Source organism: Litchfieldia salsa, from assembly GCF_900104555.1.
In the GTDB taxonomy this organism is placed as follows: domain Bacteria; phylum Bacillota; class Bacilli; order Bacillales; family Bacillaceae_L; genus Litchfieldia; species Litchfieldia salsa.
Genome location: NZ_FNJU01000002.1, coordinates 111,268 through 129,626, shown reverse-complemented (window position 1 = coordinate 129,626; position 18,359 = coordinate 111,268). Strand labels below are relative to the sequence as shown.

Annotated in this window: 19 protein-coding genes; 18 read left to right on the top strand and 1 reads right to left on the bottom strand. The window is 36.8% G+C overall.

Going from position 1 to position 18,359, the window contains the following annotated elements; genetic code table 11:
• Window positions 1-22: 22 nt before the first annotated feature.
• The 9 genes from def (at window position 23) to spoVM (ending at window position 8,520) form a co-directional block, all read left to right on the top strand.
• Window positions 23-496 (top strand): peptide deformylase, encoded by a 474-nt coding sequence (gene def, locus BLQ56_RS04470; RefSeq protein ID WP_090850375.1) that lies wholly within the window; start codon window positions 23-25, stop codon window positions 494-496.
• Window positions 497-504: 8 nt separating this feature from the next.
• Window positions 505-1,446: a methionyl-tRNA formyltransferase gene (gene fmt, locus BLQ56_RS04465; protein WP_090850373.1), complete on the top strand. Its 942-nt coding sequence runs from the start codon at window positions 505-507 to the stop codon at window positions 1,444-1,446.
• A 4-nt stretch (window positions 1,447-1,450) separates the two neighbouring features.
• On the top strand, window positions 1,451-2,794 hold the full coding sequence (gene rsmB, locus BLQ56_RS04460) for a 16S rRNA (cytosine(967)-C(5))-methyltransferase RsmB (protein ID WP_090850371.1): 1,344 nt from the start codon (window positions 1,451-1,453) through the stop codon (window positions 2,792-2,794).
• Window positions 2,795-2,799: 5 nt separating this feature from the next.
• A complete protein-coding gene (gene rlmN / locus BLQ56_RS04455; protein WP_090850369.1) occupies window positions 2,800-3,891 on the top strand; it encodes a dual-specificity RNA methyltransferase RlmN in 1,092 nt (363 codons plus the stop codon).
• Between the two features lie 4 nt (window positions 3,892-3,895).
• Window positions 3,896-4,645 carry a Stp1/IreP family PP2C-type Ser/Thr phosphatase gene (locus tag BLQ56_RS04450; protein ID WP_090850367.1) on the top strand — a complete coding sequence of 250 codons (750 nt, stop codon included), beginning with the start codon at window positions 3,896-3,898 and terminating at the stop codon, window positions 4,643-4,645.
• 5 nt (window positions 4,646-4,650) lie between these two features.
• Window positions 4,651-6,600, top strand: coding sequence for a Stk1 family PASTA domain-containing Ser/Thr kinase (gene pknB / locus BLQ56_RS04445; protein ID WP_090851282.1), 1,950 nt, complete (start codon window positions 4,651-4,653; stop codon window positions 6,598-6,600).
• A gap of 17 nt (window positions 6,601-6,617) precedes the next feature.
• A complete protein-coding gene (gene rsgA, locus BLQ56_RS04440) occupies window positions 6,618-7,502 on the top strand; it encodes a ribosome small subunit-dependent GTPase A (protein ID WP_090850365.1) in 885 nt (294 codons plus the stop codon).
• A gap of 6 nt (window positions 7,503-7,508) precedes the next feature.
• On the top strand, window positions 7,509-8,156 hold the full coding sequence (gene rpe / locus BLQ56_RS04435) for a ribulose-phosphate 3-epimerase (RefSeq protein WP_090850364.1): 648 nt from the start codon (window positions 7,509-7,511) through the stop codon (window positions 8,154-8,156).
• A 283-nt stretch (window positions 8,157-8,439) separates the two neighbouring features.
• Window positions 8,440-8,520: a stage V sporulation protein SpoVM gene (spoVM, locus tag BLQ56_RS04430; protein ID WP_057996873.1), complete on the top strand. Its 81-nt coding sequence runs from the start codon at window positions 8,440-8,442 to the stop codon at window positions 8,518-8,520.
• Between the two features lie 116 nt (window positions 8,521-8,636).
• Here the strand turns inward: spoVM and rpmB are convergent, their stop codons facing one another.
• Window positions 8,637-8,825 carry a 50S ribosomal protein L28 gene (rpmB, locus tag BLQ56_RS04425; protein ID WP_078547210.1) on the bottom strand — a complete coding sequence of 63 codons (189 nt, stop codon included), beginning with the start codon at window positions 8,823-8,825 and terminating at the stop codon, window positions 8,637-8,639.
• 336 nt (window positions 8,826-9,161) lie between these two features.
• On the opposite strand from rpmB, the gene BLQ56_RS04420 reads away from it, so the two are divergent.
• From BLQ56_RS04420 to fabG, 9 genes are all read left to right on the top strand, one after another.
• Window positions 9,162-9,524, top strand: coding sequence for an Asp23/Gls24 family envelope stress response protein (locus BLQ56_RS04420; RefSeq protein ID WP_090850362.1), 363 nt, complete (start codon window positions 9,162-9,164; stop codon window positions 9,522-9,524).
• Window positions 9,525-9,541: 17 nt separating this feature from the next.
• On the top strand, window positions 9,542-11,224 hold the full coding sequence (locus tag BLQ56_RS04415) for a DAK2 domain-containing protein (RefSeq protein ID WP_090850360.1): 1,683 nt from the start codon (window positions 9,542-9,544) through the stop codon (window positions 11,222-11,224).
• A 79-nt stretch (window positions 11,225-11,303) separates the two neighbouring features.
• Window positions 11,304-11,966, top strand: coding sequence for an L-serine ammonia-lyase, iron-sulfur-dependent subunit beta (sdaAB, locus tag BLQ56_RS04410; protein WP_090850358.1), 663 nt, complete (start codon window positions 11,304-11,306; stop codon window positions 11,964-11,966).
• Between the two features lie 32 nt (window positions 11,967-11,998).
• Window positions 11,999-12,880 (top strand): L-serine ammonia-lyase, iron-sulfur-dependent, subunit alpha, encoded by an 882-nt coding sequence (gene sdaAA / locus BLQ56_RS04405; protein ID WP_090850356.1) that lies wholly within the window; start codon window positions 11,999-12,001, stop codon window positions 12,878-12,880.
• A 1-nt stretch (window position 12,881) separates the two neighbouring features.
• Window positions 12,882-14,930 carry an ATP-dependent DNA helicase RecG gene (recG, locus tag BLQ56_RS04400; protein ID WP_090850354.1) on the top strand — a complete coding sequence of 683 codons (2,049 nt, stop codon included), beginning with the start codon at window positions 12,882-12,884 and terminating at the stop codon, window positions 14,928-14,930.
• A gap of 109 nt (window positions 14,931-15,039) precedes the next feature.
• Complete coding sequence (gene fapR / locus BLQ56_RS04395; protein WP_090850352.1) at window positions 15,040-15,618, top strand: transcription factor FapR; 579 nt, start codon at window positions 15,040-15,042, stop codon at window positions 15,616-15,618.
• A gap of 4 nt (window positions 15,619-15,622) precedes the next feature.
• Window positions 15,623-16,612: a phosphate acyltransferase PlsX gene (gene plsX / locus BLQ56_RS04390; protein ID WP_090850350.1), complete on the top strand. Its 990-nt coding sequence runs from the start codon at window positions 15,623-15,625 to the stop codon at window positions 16,610-16,612.
• Between the two features lie 23 nt (window positions 16,613-16,635).
• Window positions 16,636-17,580, top strand: coding sequence for an ACP S-malonyltransferase (gene fabD, locus BLQ56_RS04385; RefSeq protein ID WP_090850348.1), 945 nt, complete (start codon window positions 16,636-16,638; stop codon window positions 17,578-17,580).
• On the top strand, window positions 17,581-18,321 hold the full coding sequence (fabG, locus tag BLQ56_RS04380; protein ID WP_090850346.1) for a 3-oxoacyl-[acyl-carrier-protein] reductase: 741 nt from the start codon (window positions 17,581-17,583) through the stop codon (window positions 18,319-18,321).
• Window positions 18,322-18,359 lie beyond the last annotated feature (38 nt).

Below are 18,359 nucleotides of genomic sequence, written 5' to 3'. Positions count from 1 at the left end.
ACTTGCATTTGGAGGAACAGTTTTGCCTTTATTAAAAATTGTTGAGCACCCATCAGAAATACTAGAAAAAAAATGTGAAAGGGTAACGAGCTTTGATCAAGCTTTAACCAAGCTATTGAATAACATGTATGATACAATGCTTGAGGCAGATGGTGTGGGTTTAGCAGCACCGCAAATTGGTGTAACCAAGCAAATTGCAATCGTTGATATTGGTGATAAACATGGGCGTATTGACCTTATTAATCCATCTATTATCTCTTTTAGTGGTGAACAAACAGGACCTGAGGGGTGTTTAAGTTTTCCAGGATTATTTGGAGAAGTTAGTCGTTCCCAGACAATTCATGTTAGAGCTCAAAACCGTCGAGGCAAGACATATACACTTGAGGCAAGTGGGTTTCTAGCAAGAGCGATTCAACATGAGATTGATCACTTGAATGGAATCTTATTTACATCAAAGGTCTTAAGATATTACGAAGAAGGCGAATTAGAAGGGTAGGATTGTAAATGGAAAGAATAGTATTTATGGGTACTCCCGATTTTTCAGTACCCGTTCTTAGGCAACTAATTGAAGATGGATACCATATTGTTGGTGTAGTGACACAGCCAGATCGTCCTGTTGGTAGGAAGAGAGTGTTAACACCACCTCCTGTGAAAGTAGAAGCTTTAAAGCATAATATTCCAGTGCTACAGCCTGAGAAAATTAAGGAAGAAAGTGAATTAACCAAGGTATTAGAGCTCAAACCAGATCTCATTGTTACAGCAGCATTTGGACAAATACTTCCACAAGAAATTTTAGAAGCACCAAAATATGGTTGTATTAATGTACATGCTTCCCTACTTCCTGAATTAAGAGGGGGAGCGCCAATACATTATGCAATTATAGAAGGGAAGGAAAAAACGGGTGTAACAATTATGTATATGGTCAAGAAGCTTGATGCAGGTGATATTCTTACTCAAGTGGAGGTTCCAATTTTAGAAGATGACCATGTAGGTTCTCTTCATGATAAATTGAGTGCAGCAGGTTCAAAGCTATTATCTGAAACAATTCCCCTACTTCTTGATGATAAGATTATTCCTATTAAACAGGACGATTCCAAAGCTACATTTGCTTCAAATATTAAAAGAGAGCAAGAAAAAATAGATTGGTCTAGAAAAGGTAATGATATATACAACCACATCCGTGGTTTACATCCGTGGCCAGTAGCATATACCACATTCCAAGGTGAGGTTGTTAAGTTATGGTGGGCAGAAAAAATTCCAACGAATCGTTCGTCAAATGCTGAAGCTGGAGTAATTACAGAGATTGAGGATAGGGGCATAATCATTTCAACTGGAGATGCTACTTACATAAGAATTAAAGAATTACAACCTGCTGGTAAAAAACGAATGACTGCTGAACAATTCTTAAGAGGGTCAACAATTAAAGTCGGAGATAAGTTAGGGTAAAAAAATGGCAAATAAAAATGTTAGAGAAGTAGTGCTTGAAATCTTACTATCAATTGAGAAAAATCAAGCTTATAGTAATTTATTATTAAATAAAATGATACAAAAGCATGAATTATCAAGTAAAGATACTGGGTTATTAACAGAGATTGTATATGGAACAATCCAAAGAAGAGATACACTTGACTTCTATTTATCTCCTTTTGTTAATAATAAAAAGAAAGTTGAAAATTGGGTAATTGTTTTATTGCGCTTATCATTATACCAAATGGTCTATTTAGATCGAATACCAGAGCGTGCAGTCCTTTTTGAAGCAGTTGAAATTGCTAAAAAAAGAGGGCATAAAGGAATTGCATCGATGGTGAATGGCGTATTAAGAACGATTCAGCGTAATGGCTTACCAAGTACAGAGGATATCTCAGACCCAATTGAGAAATTATCAATCGAAACAAGTCATCCTACATGGCTAGTTTCCCGTTGGGTTAAGTCATTTGGCTATGAAAATGCTAAGAAGATGTGTGAAGTCAATCTTGTACCACCAATCCATAGCGCTAGAGTGAATATGACCAAAACAACAGTTGATGAGGTGTTAGAAACACTAAAGTCAGAGGGTATTGAAGCAAGTGTGGGAGACCTTTCACCAAATAGTATAAAAATAAATAAAGGAAATATCGCTCATTCCAACTTGTTTAAAGCTGGATTAATAACAATACAGGATGAGAGTTCCATGCTAGTTGCTCACGCTCTTGGACTCGAAAATGGTGATGTGGTGCTGGATAGTTGTGCAGCTCCTGGTGGTAAGACAACACATATTGCGGAGTTACTCGAAAATAGTGGTTCGGTTACCTCACTTGATCTTCATAACCATAAAATAAAACTCATTGATGAACAAGTGAGCAGGTTAGGACTAACTAATGTTCATACAAAAGCAATGGACAGTCGTTCAGTTGGAGAGCATTTTGAAAATGAAACATTTGATAAAATATTAGTGGATGCACCTTGTTCTGGTTTTGGGGTAATACGTAGAAAGCCTGACATCAAATATGCAAAAAGCGAACAGGACATTCATCAATTGAAAAAGGTTCAAAAATCAATTTTAGATGCAGTAGCTCCTCTCGTGAAAAATGGAGGAACACTCGTCTATAGTACATGCACTATTGACGAAGAAGAAAACGAACAAGTAGTAAAAGAGTTTCTAGATTTTAATCCGAGTTTTCAATTGGACAGTGAACTCTCAAACAGACTTCCTGAAAAAGTGAAGGAATATGTTTCAAATGGAAAAGTACAGCTACTACCTCATTATTTTGGTACGGATGGATTTTTTATTGCTAGTTTTAGAAAGCAGGTGTAAAGTTAATGGAAGAAGTAAAAACAACAGTGACATCTACAGAGAAAGATAATAAGAAGCCATCAATTTACACTCTTCAGTTAGAAGAGATGAAAACTTGGCTAAGTGAAAATGGAGAAAAACCCTTCAGAGCGACTCAAATTTTTGAATGGTTATATGAAAAAAGAGTGTCTAATTTTGAAGAGATGAGCAATCTATCAAAGGAATTAAGACAAAAATTAGCAGCACATTTTAATTTCACTACATTAAAGACATTAATTCAGCAAACATCAAAAGATGGAACTATGAAATTCTTATTTGAACTTCATGATGGCTATTCAATTGAAACGGTTTTAATGCGCCATAATTATGGTAATTCTGTTTGTGTAACAACCCAAGTTGGTTGTCGTATTGGTTGTACATTCTGTGCCTCTACTTTAGGTGGTTTAAAAAGAAATCTTGAGGCAGGGGAAATTGTTGCACAGGTTGTAAAAGTTCAACAAGCACTGGACGAACTGGATGAACGTGTTAGTCATGTAGTTATAATGGGAATCGGTGAACCTTTTGATAATTATGATGAAATGTTATCCTTCTTAAAAATTATAAACCATGATAAAGGATTGAACATTGGAGCTAGACACATTACTGTTTCAACAAGTGGGATTATCCCTAAAATTTATCAATTTGCGGATGAAAACCTACAAATCAATTTTGCATTATCACTACATGCCCCAAATAATGATATTCGTGGAAAGCTAATGCCAATAAATCGTGCATATAACCTACCTGACCTTATGAAAGCAATCCGTTATTATGTTGATAAAACAGGTAGACGTGTTAGCTTTGAGTATGGCTTATTTGGAGGAGTTAATGATCAAGTAGAACATGCAGAAGAATTAGCACAATTAATAAAAGGTATTAATTGTCATGTGAATTTAATTCCTGTAAACTATGTTCCTGAAAGAGACTACGTAAGAACACCAAAGGATCAAATCTTTGAGTTTGAGAAAACATTAAAAAAACATAAAGTAAATGTGACGATTCGCCGAGAGCATGGTCACGATATAGATGCTGCTTGTGGACAACTGCGTGCAAAGGAGCGAAAAGAGGAGACGAGGTGAAGCAATGAAATCGGTATGTTTATCTGACAGGGGAAAAGTGAGACCACATAATGAAGATAGCTGTGGTGTATTTAAGAATAATGATGGTTTAACATTAGCTGTTGTTGCTGATGGAATGGGTGGTCATCGTGCTGGGGATGTTGCTAGTTCAATGGCAACCTCTTTACTAAAGGAAAGATGGGAACAATCTAGTGACATTGAAACCCCAGAACATGCTGAAAAATGGTTACAAACCAATATTTCAAGATTAAATTCTGAATTGTACAAGCATTCACAGGAAAATAGTGAATGCTTGGGTATGGGGACAACCATAGATGCTGTTATTTGTTCTAACACATTTGCGACAATTGCACATATAGGCGATAGTCGCTGTTATCTATCAAATACAAATGGTTTTAATCAATTAACAAATGACCATACACTAGTAAATGAACTGGTGAGATCTGGTCAAATTTCCAAAGAAGATGCTGAACATCATCCAAGAAAGAATGTAATTCTCAGAGCGTTAGGAACGGAACAAACAGTTGAAATTGATATGAAAACCATTATTTTCGAAGAAGAAGATATGCTTCTTTTATGTTCAGATGGATTAACAAATAAAATACCTGAATTAGAGCTAAAATCTATTCTACATACGAATGAAGAATTGGAACAGAAAGCACAATTGCTCGTTCAAATGGCAAATGATAACGGTGGGGAAGATAACATCACACTTGTCATTGTTCAGTATCCGTCTATGAGTGAAAGTGGGTGATGGGAATGCTCATTGGAAGACGATTAAGTGGCCGCTATAAAATACTTGAGGTCATTGGTGGCGGTGGAATGGCAAATGTCTATTTAGCAAGGGATGTTATTCTTGAAAGAGATGTTGCCATTAAAATCCTGCGCCTAGATTTTTCAAATGATGAAGAATTAATTAAGCGCTTTAGACGAGAAGCTCATTCTGCCACTAGTTTGGCACACCCAAATGTTGTAAGTATTTTTGATGTAGGTGAAGAAAATGATATCTACTACATTGTCATGGAATATGTACCAGGCAAGACTCTTAAACAGTACATACAAAAATATGCACCACTTGATTCAAAGGAAGCCTTAGAAATTATCCAGCAATTAACTTCGGCAATTGCTCATGCACACAATAATCATATAGTACACCGAGATATTAAACCACAGAACATCTTAGTCGATAATGATGGAACCGTCAAAGTAACCGATTTTGGAATTGCTGTTGCACTAAGTTCAACAACCATTACACAAACTAATTCGGTTTTGGGTTCTGTTCATTACCTCTCTCCTGAGCAAGCCCGTGGAGGAATGGCAACTAATAAATCAGATATTTATTCATTAGGCATTGTTTTATTTGAATTGTTGACTGGAAGGGTACCTTTTGATGGAGAGTCTGCTGTTTCAATTGCCTTAAAGCATTTACAATCAGAGACACCATCACCTAAGAGATGGAATCCTTCTATTCCACAAAGTGTGGAAAATATCATCTTAAAAGCGACTGCAAAAGATCCCTTTCACCGCTATGGGACAGTTGAGGAAATGGAAGAGGATATCAGAACAGCTTTTAGTCCTAGTAGGATGAATGAAGAACGTTTCGCAACTCCAGAGGATAATGAAGTAACAAAGGCAATTCCTATTATTAGAAATGAACCTATTGACCATAATGAGACAGTTGTTCGTAAGAACATGGCAGACAAGAACGAACCGAATAAAAATCAAAACAAACCAAAACCACGTAAAAAGAAAAATAAACTTTTTGTGATTCTTTTAACCGTTTTTCTACTTATTTCTGCTGCAGCAGTTTCCTCGGTAACCATTATTCCTTATCTTCTGTTACCTAAGGAAGTAGTCATTCCAGACCTAACCAATATGGAATACGAAGAAGCTTTAAATGAGTTAGTTGAGTTGAAGTTGAAAATAGAGGATCCTATTGAACAATCTCACGAAGAAATAGCAGAGGGATTTGTCATTAAAACGGTCCCTAAGGCAAACTCGACTGTTCGAGAAGGTTCTAGTGTAACCATATACGAAAGTACGGGAAAAGAAAAGGAAGAGTTTGGTCAATATGAAGGGTTAGATATTGAAGAGGTCAAAGGTCGTTTGAAAGAGTATATATCAATCAATATTGAGAGAATACATCATGAAAGTGATCCAGGTACGATTATTTCGCAATCCATTAAGGAGGGTGAAATGGTGGTTCCTAGTGAGACAGAAGTGACATTTGAGGTAAGTGAAGGACCACCTAAGATCGAATTAAGCAGGTTAATTGGTTGGACAAAAGAATCTGTGGATGAATACACATCAAAAAATGAGTTAAATGTTAATAGTGATGAACAATATTCTGATGATGTAGCTAAAGGAACTGTGATTTCACAATCTCCAGAGCCGGGTACTGAATTAAATCGAAAAGATACGATTGAAGTGGTCTATTCTCTAGGAATGGAAGAGAAAAAACCGAAAGAAAAAAAAGTTGAAATTTCAATCCCTTATAATCCTTCAGAGGAAGGGACACCACAGCAAGTTGTCTTAAATATTGAGGATGCCGAACATTCTCTATCAGAGGTATATGAGAGTTTTGAAATTACACAACCGGAAACAAGGACCATTACTTTTCTGGTACCCTATGGGAAAAACGCTCGATACTTACTTATTATTGATGGAATCCCGGTTGATAATAGGGAAATTCCATATGAAGATGGTTAATTACAAGGAGTGAAATTATGCCAGAAGGCAAAATTATTAAGGCTTTAAGTGGCTTTTATTATGTATTAAATCATGATCATGAAATAATACAATGCCGTGGACGGGGAGTGTTTCGTAAAAACAAGGTGAACCCTCTGGTGGGAGACCATGTTGTTTATCAAGCGGATAATTCGACTGAGGGATATATCTTAGAAGTAAATGATCGTAAAAACGAATTAATCAGGCCACCTATTGCAAATGTTGACCAAGCAATTCTCGTTTTCTCCGCAGTTGAGCCTGATTTTAGCCCGTTATTATTAGATAGGTTCCTTGTGTTAATAGAAGCAAATAACATCCAACCAGTCATTTGTATCAGTAAAACTGATTTGGTCCCAGAAGATAAAAAAGAGAAAATCTCTAATTTCGCACAGGACTATAAAAAGGTTGGCTATGAGGTAATTCTAACCTCTACTATTGATAAAGATGGTGTCCAAGTTTTACTCCCATTACTTCAAGAGAAAATTTCAGTGTTTGCTGGTCAATCAGGTGTAGGGAAATCATCTCTACTTAACGTTCTTCGCCCTGAACTTGGGTTGAAAACTGATAATATCTCTTCCCACCTTGGTAGAGGAAAACATACTACAAGGCATGTTGAATTGATTGAGGTAGGGACAGGGTTAGTTGCTGATACCCCAGGCTTTAGTTCTTTAGAATTTACGGATTTAGAGGTGGAAGATTTGAATTACTGTTTTCCAGAAATCGAGGAACACAGTAAAGGTTGTAAATTCAGAGGTTGTACACATACCTCTGAACCGAAATGTGCGGTTAAAAATGAACTAGAAACAGGAGAAATTCAGCAATATAGGTATGATCATTATGTACAATTTATCGAAGAAATTAAAGATAGAAAGCCGAGGTATTAAAGGATTATGGTGAAAATCGCACCGTCAATACTATCTGCAGATTTTTCAAAATTGGGTGAGGAGATCAAGGATGTAGAGCGAGGAGGAGCAGATCTAATACATGTCGATGTAATGGATGGTCATTTCGTTCCTAATATAACGATTGGTCCCTTAGTAGTTGATGCAATTAGACCTGTTACAGATCTGCCTTTGGATGTACATTTAATGATAGAGAATCCTGATCAATTTATTCCTGACTTTGCTAAAGCTGGGGCAGATTATATCACTGTCCATGTAGAAGCTTGTCGACACCTTCATCGAACAATTAACTTAATAAAATCATTTGGTGTAAAAGCAGGTGTTGTTCTGAATCCGGCAACACCGATTGAATCCATTAAACACATCATTGAAGAAATTGATATGGTTTTATTTATGACTGTTAATCCAGGGTTTGGTGGTCAATCGTTTATTGCATCAGTCCTTCCGAAAATGAAGGAACTATCTACCATCATTAAAGAAAAAGGACTTAACGTTGAAATCGAAGTTGATGGCGGAGTAAATGAACAGACAGCTAAACTTTGTGTTGAAGCGGGAGCAACTATACTGGTAGCAGGTTCTGCTGTTTATAATACAGATGATCGTAAGTTGGCTATTGCTAAAATTAGAGGGAATTAATTTTTTAAGGCGAGAATTCTATTAAGAATTCTCGTCTATTTTTTATTTTATCGTCATATTATGGTAGTAGTTCCACTATGTATTAGTATTGAACTTATATATAAAATAGGTACTTTTTCATTCCATGATGGCATATTAATGGTGTTAAGAAGCTTAGATATATCAGAAGCATCAATAAAGTGTCATGGTACTCTTTTTTCTTTTTTGAATATACTATAAAGAATAAAGCTGGATTACATTATTAGAAAAAAGATCGTGGAAACTTGTGTTGAGGAGGGAAATTATGAAATTTTATACGATTAAATTACCGAGGTTCCTAGGTGGTATTGTTCGTGCAATGTTAGGGTCTTTCAAAAAAGGATAAGAAAAAGCACCCTTTTACAAGGTGCTTTTCTTTTGTGGAGTATGTAGAGTTGGGGTAAGTTTATGTACAAATAAAGAAAAGTCGCATTTGCGACTTCTTTTTTTGTTTATATAGTATTAAACTCGCTCAACTTTACCAGATTTAAGAGCTCTTGCTGATACGTATACGCGTTTAGGTTTTCCATCTACTAAAATACGAACTTTTTGAAGGTTTGCACCCCAAGTACGTTTGTTAGCATTCATAGCATGTGAACGAGCATTTCCTGAACGAGTTTTTTTACCTGTAATTACACATTTGCGTGCCATATGTTTCCCTCCTTACTTGCAAAAACTAACCATACAGTTTCCATATATACTTTTATGAAAATCACTTATCTAATTTATCACACCTAAAATGATAATGCAATACTTATAAGGTTATTGAAACAGTTGATATCATATATTTTATTATATGCAGTATAATAAGGGAGAGTAAAAAAGCTAATCATTTATAGGTTGTTACAATTCATCGTATAGAAAAGAAATTAAATAGGTTGTATAAAGTCTAAAAAGAACTTATGTAAAGGGAATAACTTTCAAAAAGAGCCTGGTTATAGTAAAATGACTATAGCCAAAGGTGAACAATCCAAGGGGGGAACTAATATGTCCATCGAATTAAAAACGAAGTACGGACAAATTGATATATCAACAGATGTAATTGCAATAATTGCTGGCGGAGCTGCAATTGAGAATTACGGAATTATCGGAATGGCTTCTAAGAATCAAATTAAAGATGGAATTACTGAAATTTTAAAGAAAGAAAACTTTAAACGTGGTATTATTGTTCGTCAGGAAAATGATGAAGTACATATTGACATGTATATTATAGTTAGCTACGGTACAAAAATTTCAGAGGTTGCCCACAATGTTCAAACAAAGGTCAAATATACATTAAGCCAAACTGTAGGACTAGCTGTAGATTCGGTTAATATTTTTGTGCAAGGTGTTCGTGTGACGAACCCGTAAAGAGGAGGAAAAAGTCTGTGTCTATTACAAGTTTAGATGGAAAACGTTTCGCAGAAATGATTATCAAAGGTTCTGCTCATTTATCAAACAATGCAAAATTGGTTGATTCTTTAAACGTTTTCCCTGTTCCAGATGGTGATACTGGTACTAACATGAATTTATCAATGACATCTGGTGCAAAAGAGGTAAAAAACAACGTTTCAACACATGTTGGTAAAGTTGGATCTGCTCTTGCCAAAGGGCTACTAATGGGAGCAAGGGGGAACTCGGGTGTTATTTTATCCCAGTTGTTCAGAGGTTTTGCCAAGGCGATAGAACCTAAAGACACCATCAGTGCTCGCGAGTTTGCATTAGCATTAGAAGCAGGTGTTCAGACTGCCTATAAGGCTGTTATGAAGCCTGTAGAGGGTACGATTCTAACTGTTGCAAAGGATGCGGCAAGGCATGCAGTGACTGTTTCTGAAACGGAAAACAACTTAGTCAATTTAATGACTGAAGTTGTCAAAGAAGCACAAGCTTCTCTTAATCGTACTCCAGACTTGTTACCTGTACTAAAAGAGGTAGGAGTAGTTGATAGCGGTGGGCAAGGATTACTATTTGTATATGAAGGGTTCTTAGCTGAGCTAAAAGGAGAAGATTTACCAGATAGTCAATCCAAACCATCTTTAAAGGAACTTGTTAGTGCGGAACATCACCGTACTGTCCAAAGTCATATGAATACGGAAGATATTGAGTTTGGATATTGCACAGAGTTTATGGTGAAAATAGACAAAACTAAGCCAAAAGGAAAGGCTTTTGATGAAGAGGTATTTCGTCAAGACCTCAGTAAGCATGGTGACTCTTTATTAGTCATTTCAGATGAAGAGTTAGTGAAAGTGCATATACATGCTGAACATCCTGGTGAGGTTCTTTCGTATGGACAGAAATATGGTAACCTAATCAATATGAAAATTGAAAATATGAGAGAACAACATAGTAATCTTCTATATGAAGAAGACGAATACATTGAAGAAGCACCTAAGGTAAATGTGAAAAAAGAAAAACAAAATTATGGTATAGTAACAGTAGCGATGGGGTCTGGAATAGCAGAGATGTTTACAAGTCTTGGTGCACATGCTGTCATCGAAGGTGGTCAGACAATGAACCCAAGTACAGAGGATATTCTTAAAGCAATCGAAGAAATTCATGCGGAGAATGTTTACATCCTCCCAAATAACAAGAACATTATTATGGCTGCAGAGCAAGCCGCATCTGTTGCTGAAGGAAACGTAGTGGTTGTTCCTTCTAAAACAGTACCTCAAGGTATGGCAGCAATGCTTGCTTTCAATCCTTCAATCGACTCTGCACAGAATAAAGAATTAATGAGTGAGGCATTAGGACATGTTAAGACAGGTCAAATCACTTATGCAGTTCGAGATACAAATATTGATGGTATTGAAATCACAAAAGATGATTTTATGGGCATTGCAGAAGGTAAGATTATTACAACTGATAAAGATAAAGTCACTGTAGCTAAGAACTTATTAGATGAAATGATTGATGAGGATGACGAGATTTTAACATTACTTGTTGGACAGGAGACTTCTGATGAGGAAGTTAGTCAACTTGTTGAGTTTATTGAAGGAAAATATGAAGATATTGAAATTGAAGTTCATAACGGAAACCAACCGTTATATAATTTCATCTTCTCAATTGAATAATTTTTCTAAAAAATAGAAGGTTAATCCCTTCTATTTTTACTGTTTGTAGAAGATGTCCATGTAGAGGAGGAGACGCATATTGAAATACAAAAGTGTATTCGATATCATTGGGCCAGTTATGATTGGTCCATCCAGTTCACATACAGCAGGAGCTGCTCGTATTGGACGTGTGGCAAGAAGTCTGTTTGCTAGGGAACCGAAATGGGCAAAGATCTCCTTTTATGGATCTTTCGCTAGTACTTACAAAGGGCATGGTACTGATATTGCAATCGTCGGTGGTTTGTTGGACTTCGATACTTTTGATGAGAGAATTAAGACGTCTCTGAAGATTGCGTCAGATTTAGGAATTGAAATAGAAATAATTGAAGAAGATGCTGTCACTGATCACCCGAATACAGCAAGAGTTTATATTGGTGATGATGAGGGTGTTCTTGAATTAGTTGGTATTTCAATTGGTGGTGGTAAAATAGAAATTATCGAATTAAATGGGTTTCTATTAAAGCTATCAGGAAATCATCCGGCACTATTAATTGTTCATAATGATAAATATGGGGCGATTGCTGCAGTAGCTAATGTTCTGGCAAAGCACACCATTAATATAGGGCATATGGAGGTTTCCAGAAAAGAAGTTGGTAAACTAGCATTAATGACAATTGAGGTAGATCAAAATATTGATCAAAAAGTTATTAATGAGCTCTCCATCCTTCCAAACATAAATCAAGTTACAAGGATTGTTGATTAACTTTTACAACATTTGAAAAAGGGGGGACGGCTATGTTTCGTAATGTATTGGAATTAGTTAGTCTTGCAGAAAACCAAAATATAAAAATATCAGAAGTTATGATCGCTCAAGAAATGGTTGTTACAGGAAAAACAAGAGAACAAATTATTAAACAAATGGATTTTAATTTAACAATCATGGAGCAAGCTGTCGAAAAAGGTCTCGCTGGAGTAAGATCCAATTCAGGATTAACAGGTGGAGATGCTGTGTTGATGCATAAATATATACAAAAAGGAAACTTTTTATCGGGTGAAACCTTGCTTGATGCTGTTAGCAAAGCTGTTGCAACGAATGAAGTAAACGCGGCAATGGGAACAATTTGCGCAACCCCTACAGCTGGTTCAGCCGGTGTGGTGCCTGGAACTCTTTTTGCATTAAAAGATAAATTAAATCCAACCAAAGATCAAATGATTGAGTTTTTATTTACTGCAGGAGCATTCGGTTTTGTGGTTGCAAATAATGCAAGTATTTCTGGAGCAGCAGGGGGTTGTCAAGCTGAGGTAGGTTCTGCAGCAGGAATGGCGGCGGCAGCAATTGTTGAGATGGCTGGTGGAACACCGCAACAGTCTGCTGAAGCAATGGCGATTACTCTAAAAAATATGTTAGGTTTAGTTTGTGACCCAGTTGCAGGACTAGTGGAAGTCCCTTGTGTAAAGCGAAATGCGATGGGAGCGGCTAATGCGATGGTCGCGGCTGACATGGCATTAGCAGGAATTACAAGTAGAATTCCGTGTGATGAGGTAATTGACGCGATGTTTAGAATAGGGCAAACAATGCCAACAGCATTAAAAGAAACTGCACAAGGAGGTTTAGCGGCAACTCCAACGGCTCGAGAACTAGAAGCGAAGATATTTGGAATGTCGTTAAATAGCTAAAGTGAATAATATATTTGATCGATCAGTTAGTGACATAAAAGGTATTGGGGAAGAAACCTCGGTTCAGTTAGGTGAAATGAATATCTTCACAATTGGTGACTTAATCGAATATTTACCTTATCGATATGAGGACTATCAATTAAGAGATTTAGCAGAAGTGAAACATGATGAGAGAGTAACGGTAGAAGGGCAGATTCATAGTCAACCGCTACTAACTTATTACGCAAAGAAGAAATCTAGACTCACCTTCCGTGTGCTGGTTGGTCGGTATTTAATTAATGCAATTTGTTTTAACCAGCCATACATGAAAAATAAACTCACACTTCATGAAACGGTAACAATTACTGGTAAATGGGATCAACACAGGCAAACGATTACTGTAAATGAACTACATGTGGGTCCAAATGTAAAACAACAATCAATTGAACCTGTCTATTCCATTAAAGGAGATCTATCGGTTAAAGGAATGCGTAGGTTCATTACGATTGCGCTAAAACAATATGGGGAACAAATTACAGAAAATTTACCTACGCCTTTACTTCAAAAATATAAATTACTCCCCAAAAAAGAAGCGATCCGAATCATGCACTTTCCTTCAAATCATCAAGAGTTAAAGCAGGCTCGGAGACGTTTTGTATATGAGGAATTCCTGTTATTTCAATTAAAGATGCAAGCACTTCGTAAATTTGAAAGAGAGGCTAGTGCTGGCACACCGTTACAATTTCAAGAGAGTAAAGTGGCATCCTTCATTAGTGGACTTCCATTTCCATTGACAAACGCACAAGAGCGAGTTAAAAAGGAGATTCTTCATGATTTGAAATCACCTTATCGAATGAATCGTTTGTTGCAAGGGGATGTAGGTTCAGGTAAAACAGTTATAGCTGCAATTGCTTTATATGCAGCAGTATTATCTAAAACACAAGGTGCTTTAATGGTGCCAACTGAAATTCTTGCAGAGCAACATGCACATTCATTAAAAGAATTATTCAATAAAACTGATGTTTGTGTTGAACTGTTGACGAGCTCTATTAAAGGGAAAAAACGCAAAGATATATTAGCAAGGCTTGAGGCTGGGAGTGTTCATATATTAGTTGGCACACATGCGCTCATTCAAGATGAAGTGGTTTTTAAAAAGTTAGGCCTTGTTATTACAGATGAGCAACACCGATTTGGTGTAGGACAGAGAAAAATACTAAGGGAAAAGGGTGAAAACCCTGACGTTTTATTCATGACTGCCACTCCTATTCCAAGAACACTGGCTATTACTGTGTTTGGTGAAATGGATGTATCGATTATAGATGAGTTACCTGCAGGAAGAAAATCGATTGAAACGTATTGGGCTAAGTTAAGTATGCTAGATCGAATCATTAATTTTATTGAAAAAGAACTCGCTAAAGGTAGACAAGCCTATGTAATTTGTCCGCTTATCGAGGAATCTGAAAAGCTTGATGTACAAAATGCTATTGATGTCCATAGTATGCTGTCCTTACATTTTCAAGGGAAATGGAATATAGGATTAATGCATGGACGTTTATCTTCAGATGAAAAAGAAGAGGTCATGAAAAGCTTTAGTGAAAATGTAGTGCAATTATTGGTTTCCACAACTGTTGTTGAGGTTGGTGTTAATGTTCCTAATGCTACATTAATGGTCATTTATGATGCTGAAAGGTTTGGGTTATCGCAGCTTCACCAATTGCGTGGAAGAGTTGGACGTGGAAGTGAACAATCATATTGTATCCTCCTATCAGATCCTAAATCAGAAGTGGGAAAAGAAAGAATGAGAATTATGACGGAAACAAATGATGGGTTTGTTTTATCTGAAAAGGATTTAGAATTAAGGGGTCCAGGTGACTTTTTTGGGAGGAAGCAAAGTGGTGTGCCTGAATTTAAAGTAGCAGATATGGTCCATGACTATCGAGCATTAGAAGTTGCTAGAGAGGATGCCAATAAATTAATTAATTCTCCCGCATTTTGGGAGCATCCAGACTATGAGTTCTTAAGATCATATATCTCAAACTCTGGTATTATTGATGGGGAAAAGCTGGATTAATCCTAAGGAAGTAGATTGTGGATGACATAGACTTTCATCTTGCAATCTGCTTTTTTTAATTATATACTACTATTAGTACCTAGTCATAATAGTTCGGTGGTGTAGTTTTATGAAACGAAATAAAAAAGCACGGCAGGAATTACTTAAAGAAACCATTCAGCATACACCTTTTATCACAGACGAGGAACTTGCTGAAAAATTCTCTGTAAGTGTTCAAACCATTCGATTAGACCGTTTAGAATTGTCTATTCCTGAACTGCGGGAGAGGATAAAGACAGTTGCTGAGATAAATTTAGATAATGAGGTGCGCTCTTTACCAATTGATGAGGTCATTGGAGAAGTAATTGATCTTGTTTTAGATCAAAATGCCATCTCGATTTTTGATGTAACAGGTGAACACGTATTTAAAAGAAATGGAATCGCAAGAGGACATCATTTATTTGCACAAGCCAATTCATTAGCGGTGGCCGTCATTGATGACGAGCTAGCTTTGACTGCAAAAGCAAACATTCATTTCACAAGACAGGTAATGGAAAATGAACGAGTTGTTGCAAAGGCAAAGGTTCACCGTTTAGAACCAGCAAAAGGGAGAACACTAGTAGAAGTGAATAGTTATGTGGGAAATGAATTAGTTTTCTCAGGCGAATTTGAAATGTTTCGTTCGAATAAGACGAAAAGGATGGATTAGTTTAATGAGAATAGCGATTGATGCAATGGGTGGAGATCATGCTCCAAAAGTGATTGTCGAGGGAGCAATGAAAGCGATAGATTCTTTTAAAGATCTTCAGATAACCTTAGTAGGAAATGAATCTAAAATTAGACAATATTTATCGAATGATGAAAGAATATCGATTATACATACAGAAGTGAAAATAGAAGGTGACGACGAACCTGTAAAAGCAGTCAGACGAAAAAAGGATGCATCAATGGTCTTGATGGCATCTGAAGTCAAGGAAGGCAGAGCAGATGCCTGTATTTCTGCAGGAAATACAGGTGCTTTAATGGCTGCAGGATTATTTGTTATTGGACGTATTAAAGGGATTGATCGACCTGCGCTTTCGCCAACTCTACCTACAGTTGATGGTAAAGGCTTCTTAATGTTAGATGTTGGGGCCAATGTTGATGCGAAACCTGAGCATTTACTCCAATATGCAATTATGGGTTCCATCTATGCCGAAAAAGTAAGAGGAATAAAGCAACCGAAAATTGGTTTATTAAATGTAGGAACTGAAGAAGGGAAAGGGAATGAATTAACGAAACAAGCATTCCAATTACTAAGCTCTTCGGATTTATTATTTATCGGTAATGTAGAATCACGAGACCTTTTAGATGGAGCTGCCGATGTAGTAGTCACAGATGGCTTCACTGGAAATATAGCATTAAAAACTCTAGAAGGAACAGCTATGTCAGTGTTCTCAATGTTAAAGTCTGCATTGACTAGCAATATACAAAGTAAACTTGCTGCTGCAGTTCTTAAGCCAAAGCTTAAAGAATTGAAAAATAAGATGGACTATTCTGAACATGGTGGAGCTGGATTGTTCGGATTAAGTGCACCTGTCATTAAAGCACATGGTTCATCGGACGCAACAGCTATTTTTAGTGCCATTCGTCAAACTAGGGAAATGGTTGAAAAAGATGTTTCAGGAACAATAAAACATACGTTAGAACAACTAAACCAGTAATGAGTCATTAAGGAGTGTAAGTTATGGGGAAGATTGCATTTGTTTTTCCAGGTCAGGGTTCACAAACGGTTGGAATGGGAAAAGAATTATCGGAGAACTTTGATGAGGTGGCTGCTGTCTTCAAACAGGCAGATGATCGACTTGGTGAATCACTATCAACATTGATATTTAATGGTCCACAAGAAACATTAACGAAAACAATAAATGCTCAACCTGCATTATTAACAACAAGTATTGCAATTTTACAAAAGTTTAAAGAGGCTGATATTAAGGCGGATTACATGGCAGGTCATAGTTTAGGCGAATATACAGCCCTAGTAGCTGCTGGAGCTTTGACATTTGAGGACGCGATCTATCTTGTAAGAAAACGTGGCGAATTTATGGAAGAGGCTGTACCAGCGGGTAAAGGTACCATGGCAGCAGTACTAGGGATGGATAACATCCTCCTTAAAGAAGTGACAGATGAAGTGGATCAAACAGGCTATCCAGTGCAATTGGCTAACATCAATTGTCCAGGGCAGATTGTTATTTCTGGGTCAACCGAAGGGGTTACAGTAGCCTCTCAGAAAGCGAAAGAAAGTGGTGCAAAACGTGTTATTCCACTTGAAGTAAGTGGTCCATTTCATTCCTCATTAATGAAACCTGCGGCTCTTCAATTAACTGAAGTCCTAGATCAATGTGATATAAAGCAATCAGCTGTACCGGTAATCGCTAATGTGACCGGTAAACAAATGAGTGACAGCGAGGAGATTAAACGAAAGTTAATTGAGCAATTATATTCTCCTGTATTATGGCAACAGAGTGTCGAAGCGATGATTGATCTAGGAGTAGATACATTCATCGAAATTGGTCCGGGAAAAGTGTTATCAGGCCTAATTAAGAAAATAAATCGAAAAGTAACTACATATTCGATAAATGATGAAGAATCATTACAAGCAACAATCGCAAGTATTAAGGGGGATAATTAGATGTTAGTGGGAAAGGTTGCATTAGTAACAGGAGCATCACGTGGTATTGGGCGGGCAATCGCTTTGGAATTAGCTTCACAAGGAGCAAAAGTAGCTGTTAATTACTCCGGTAGTGAAGAAAAAGCAAAAGAAGTTGTTGATGAAATAAAAGAAATGGGGCAAGAAGCAATTGCTATTCAAGCAAATGTCGCTGATTCAGACTCTGTTTCAAACATGGTGAAGGAAGTTATTACAACTTTTGGTTCACTTGATATTCTTGTCAATAACGCAGGAATTACAAGAGATAACTTATTAATGAGAATGAAAGAAGAAGAGTGGGATGATGTAATTAATATCAATTTAAAGGGAGTATTTAACTGTACAAAAGCTGTTACTCGCCAAATGATGAAGCAACGACTAGGGCGTATTATCAATATTGCTTCTATTGTTGGTGTTAGTGGAAATGCTGGTCAAGCAAATTATGTAGCGGCAAAGGCAGGGGTTATTGGCTTAACCAAAACAACAGCAAAAGAACTTGCAAGCCGGAATATCACGGTAAATGCTGTTGCTCCTGGATTTATTACAACCGATATGACTGATAAATTATCTGAAGAAATTATTGGGGAGATGCTTAAGCAAATTCCTCTTGCTCGCCTTGGTAATCCTGAGGATATAGCATCAATTGTAACCTTCCTAGCATCTGAAAAAAGTTCATATATAACAGGGCAAACAATCAATGTCGATGGTGGAATGGTGATGTAATAAGAATTTAGGTCAAGCTTGAAGCAAGAATTATTACT

Bases quoted from the DNA above. Each gene is read 5' to 3' on its own strand.
- rpmB (WP_078547210.1), bottom strand. From the start codon at position 8,825: ATGGCACGCAAATGTGTAATTACAGGTAAAAAAACTCGTTCAGGAAAT.
- rsmB (WP_090850371.1), top strand. From the start codon at position 1,451: ATGGCAAATAAAAATGTTAGAGAAGTAGTGCTTGAAATCTTACTATCA.
- BLQ56_RS04420 (WP_090850362.1), top strand. From the start codon at position 9,162: ATGTCCATCGAATTAAAAACGAAGTACGGACAAATTGATATATCAACA.
- spoVM (WP_057996873.1), top strand. From the start codon at position 8,440: ATGAAATTTTATACGATTAAATTACCGAGGTTCCTAGGTGGTATTGTT.
- rsgA (WP_090850365.1), top strand. From the start codon at position 6,618: ATGCCAGAAGGCAAAATTATTAAGGCTTTAAGTGGCTTTTATTATGTA.
- pknB (WP_090851282.1), top strand. From the start codon at position 4,651: ATGCTCATTGGAAGACGATTAAGTGGCCGCTATAAAATACTTGAGGTC.
- BLQ56_RS04450 (WP_090850367.1), top strand. From the start codon at position 3,896: ATGAAATCGGTATGTTTATCTGACAGGGGAAAAGTGAGACCACATAAT.
- fabD (WP_090850348.1), top strand. From the start codon at position 16,636: ATGGGGAAGATTGCATTTGTTTTTCCAGGTCAGGGTTCACAAACGGTT.
- rlmN (WP_090850369.1), top strand. From the start codon at position 2,800: ATGGAAGAAGTAAAAACAACAGTGACATCTACAGAGAAAGATAATAAG.
- fabG (WP_090850346.1), top strand. From the start codon at position 17,581: ATGTTAGTGGGAAAGGTTGCATTAGTAACAGGAGCATCACGTGGTATT.
- sdaAA (WP_090850356.1), top strand. From the start codon at position 11,999: ATGTTTCGTAATGTATTGGAATTAGTTAGTCTTGCAGAAAACCAAAAT.
- rpe (WP_090850364.1), top strand. From the start codon at position 7,509: ATGGTGAAAATCGCACCGTCAATACTATCTGCAGATTTTTCAAAATTG.
- fapR (WP_090850352.1), top strand. From the start codon at position 15,040: ATGAAACGAAATAAAAAAGCACGGCAGGAATTACTTAAAGAAACCATT.
- plsX (WP_090850350.1), top strand. From the start codon at position 15,623: ATGAGAATAGCGATTGATGCAATGGGTGGAGATCATGCTCCAAAAGTG.
- fmt (WP_090850373.1), top strand. From the start codon at position 505: ATGGAAAGAATAGTATTTATGGGTACTCCCGATTTTTCAGTACCCGTT.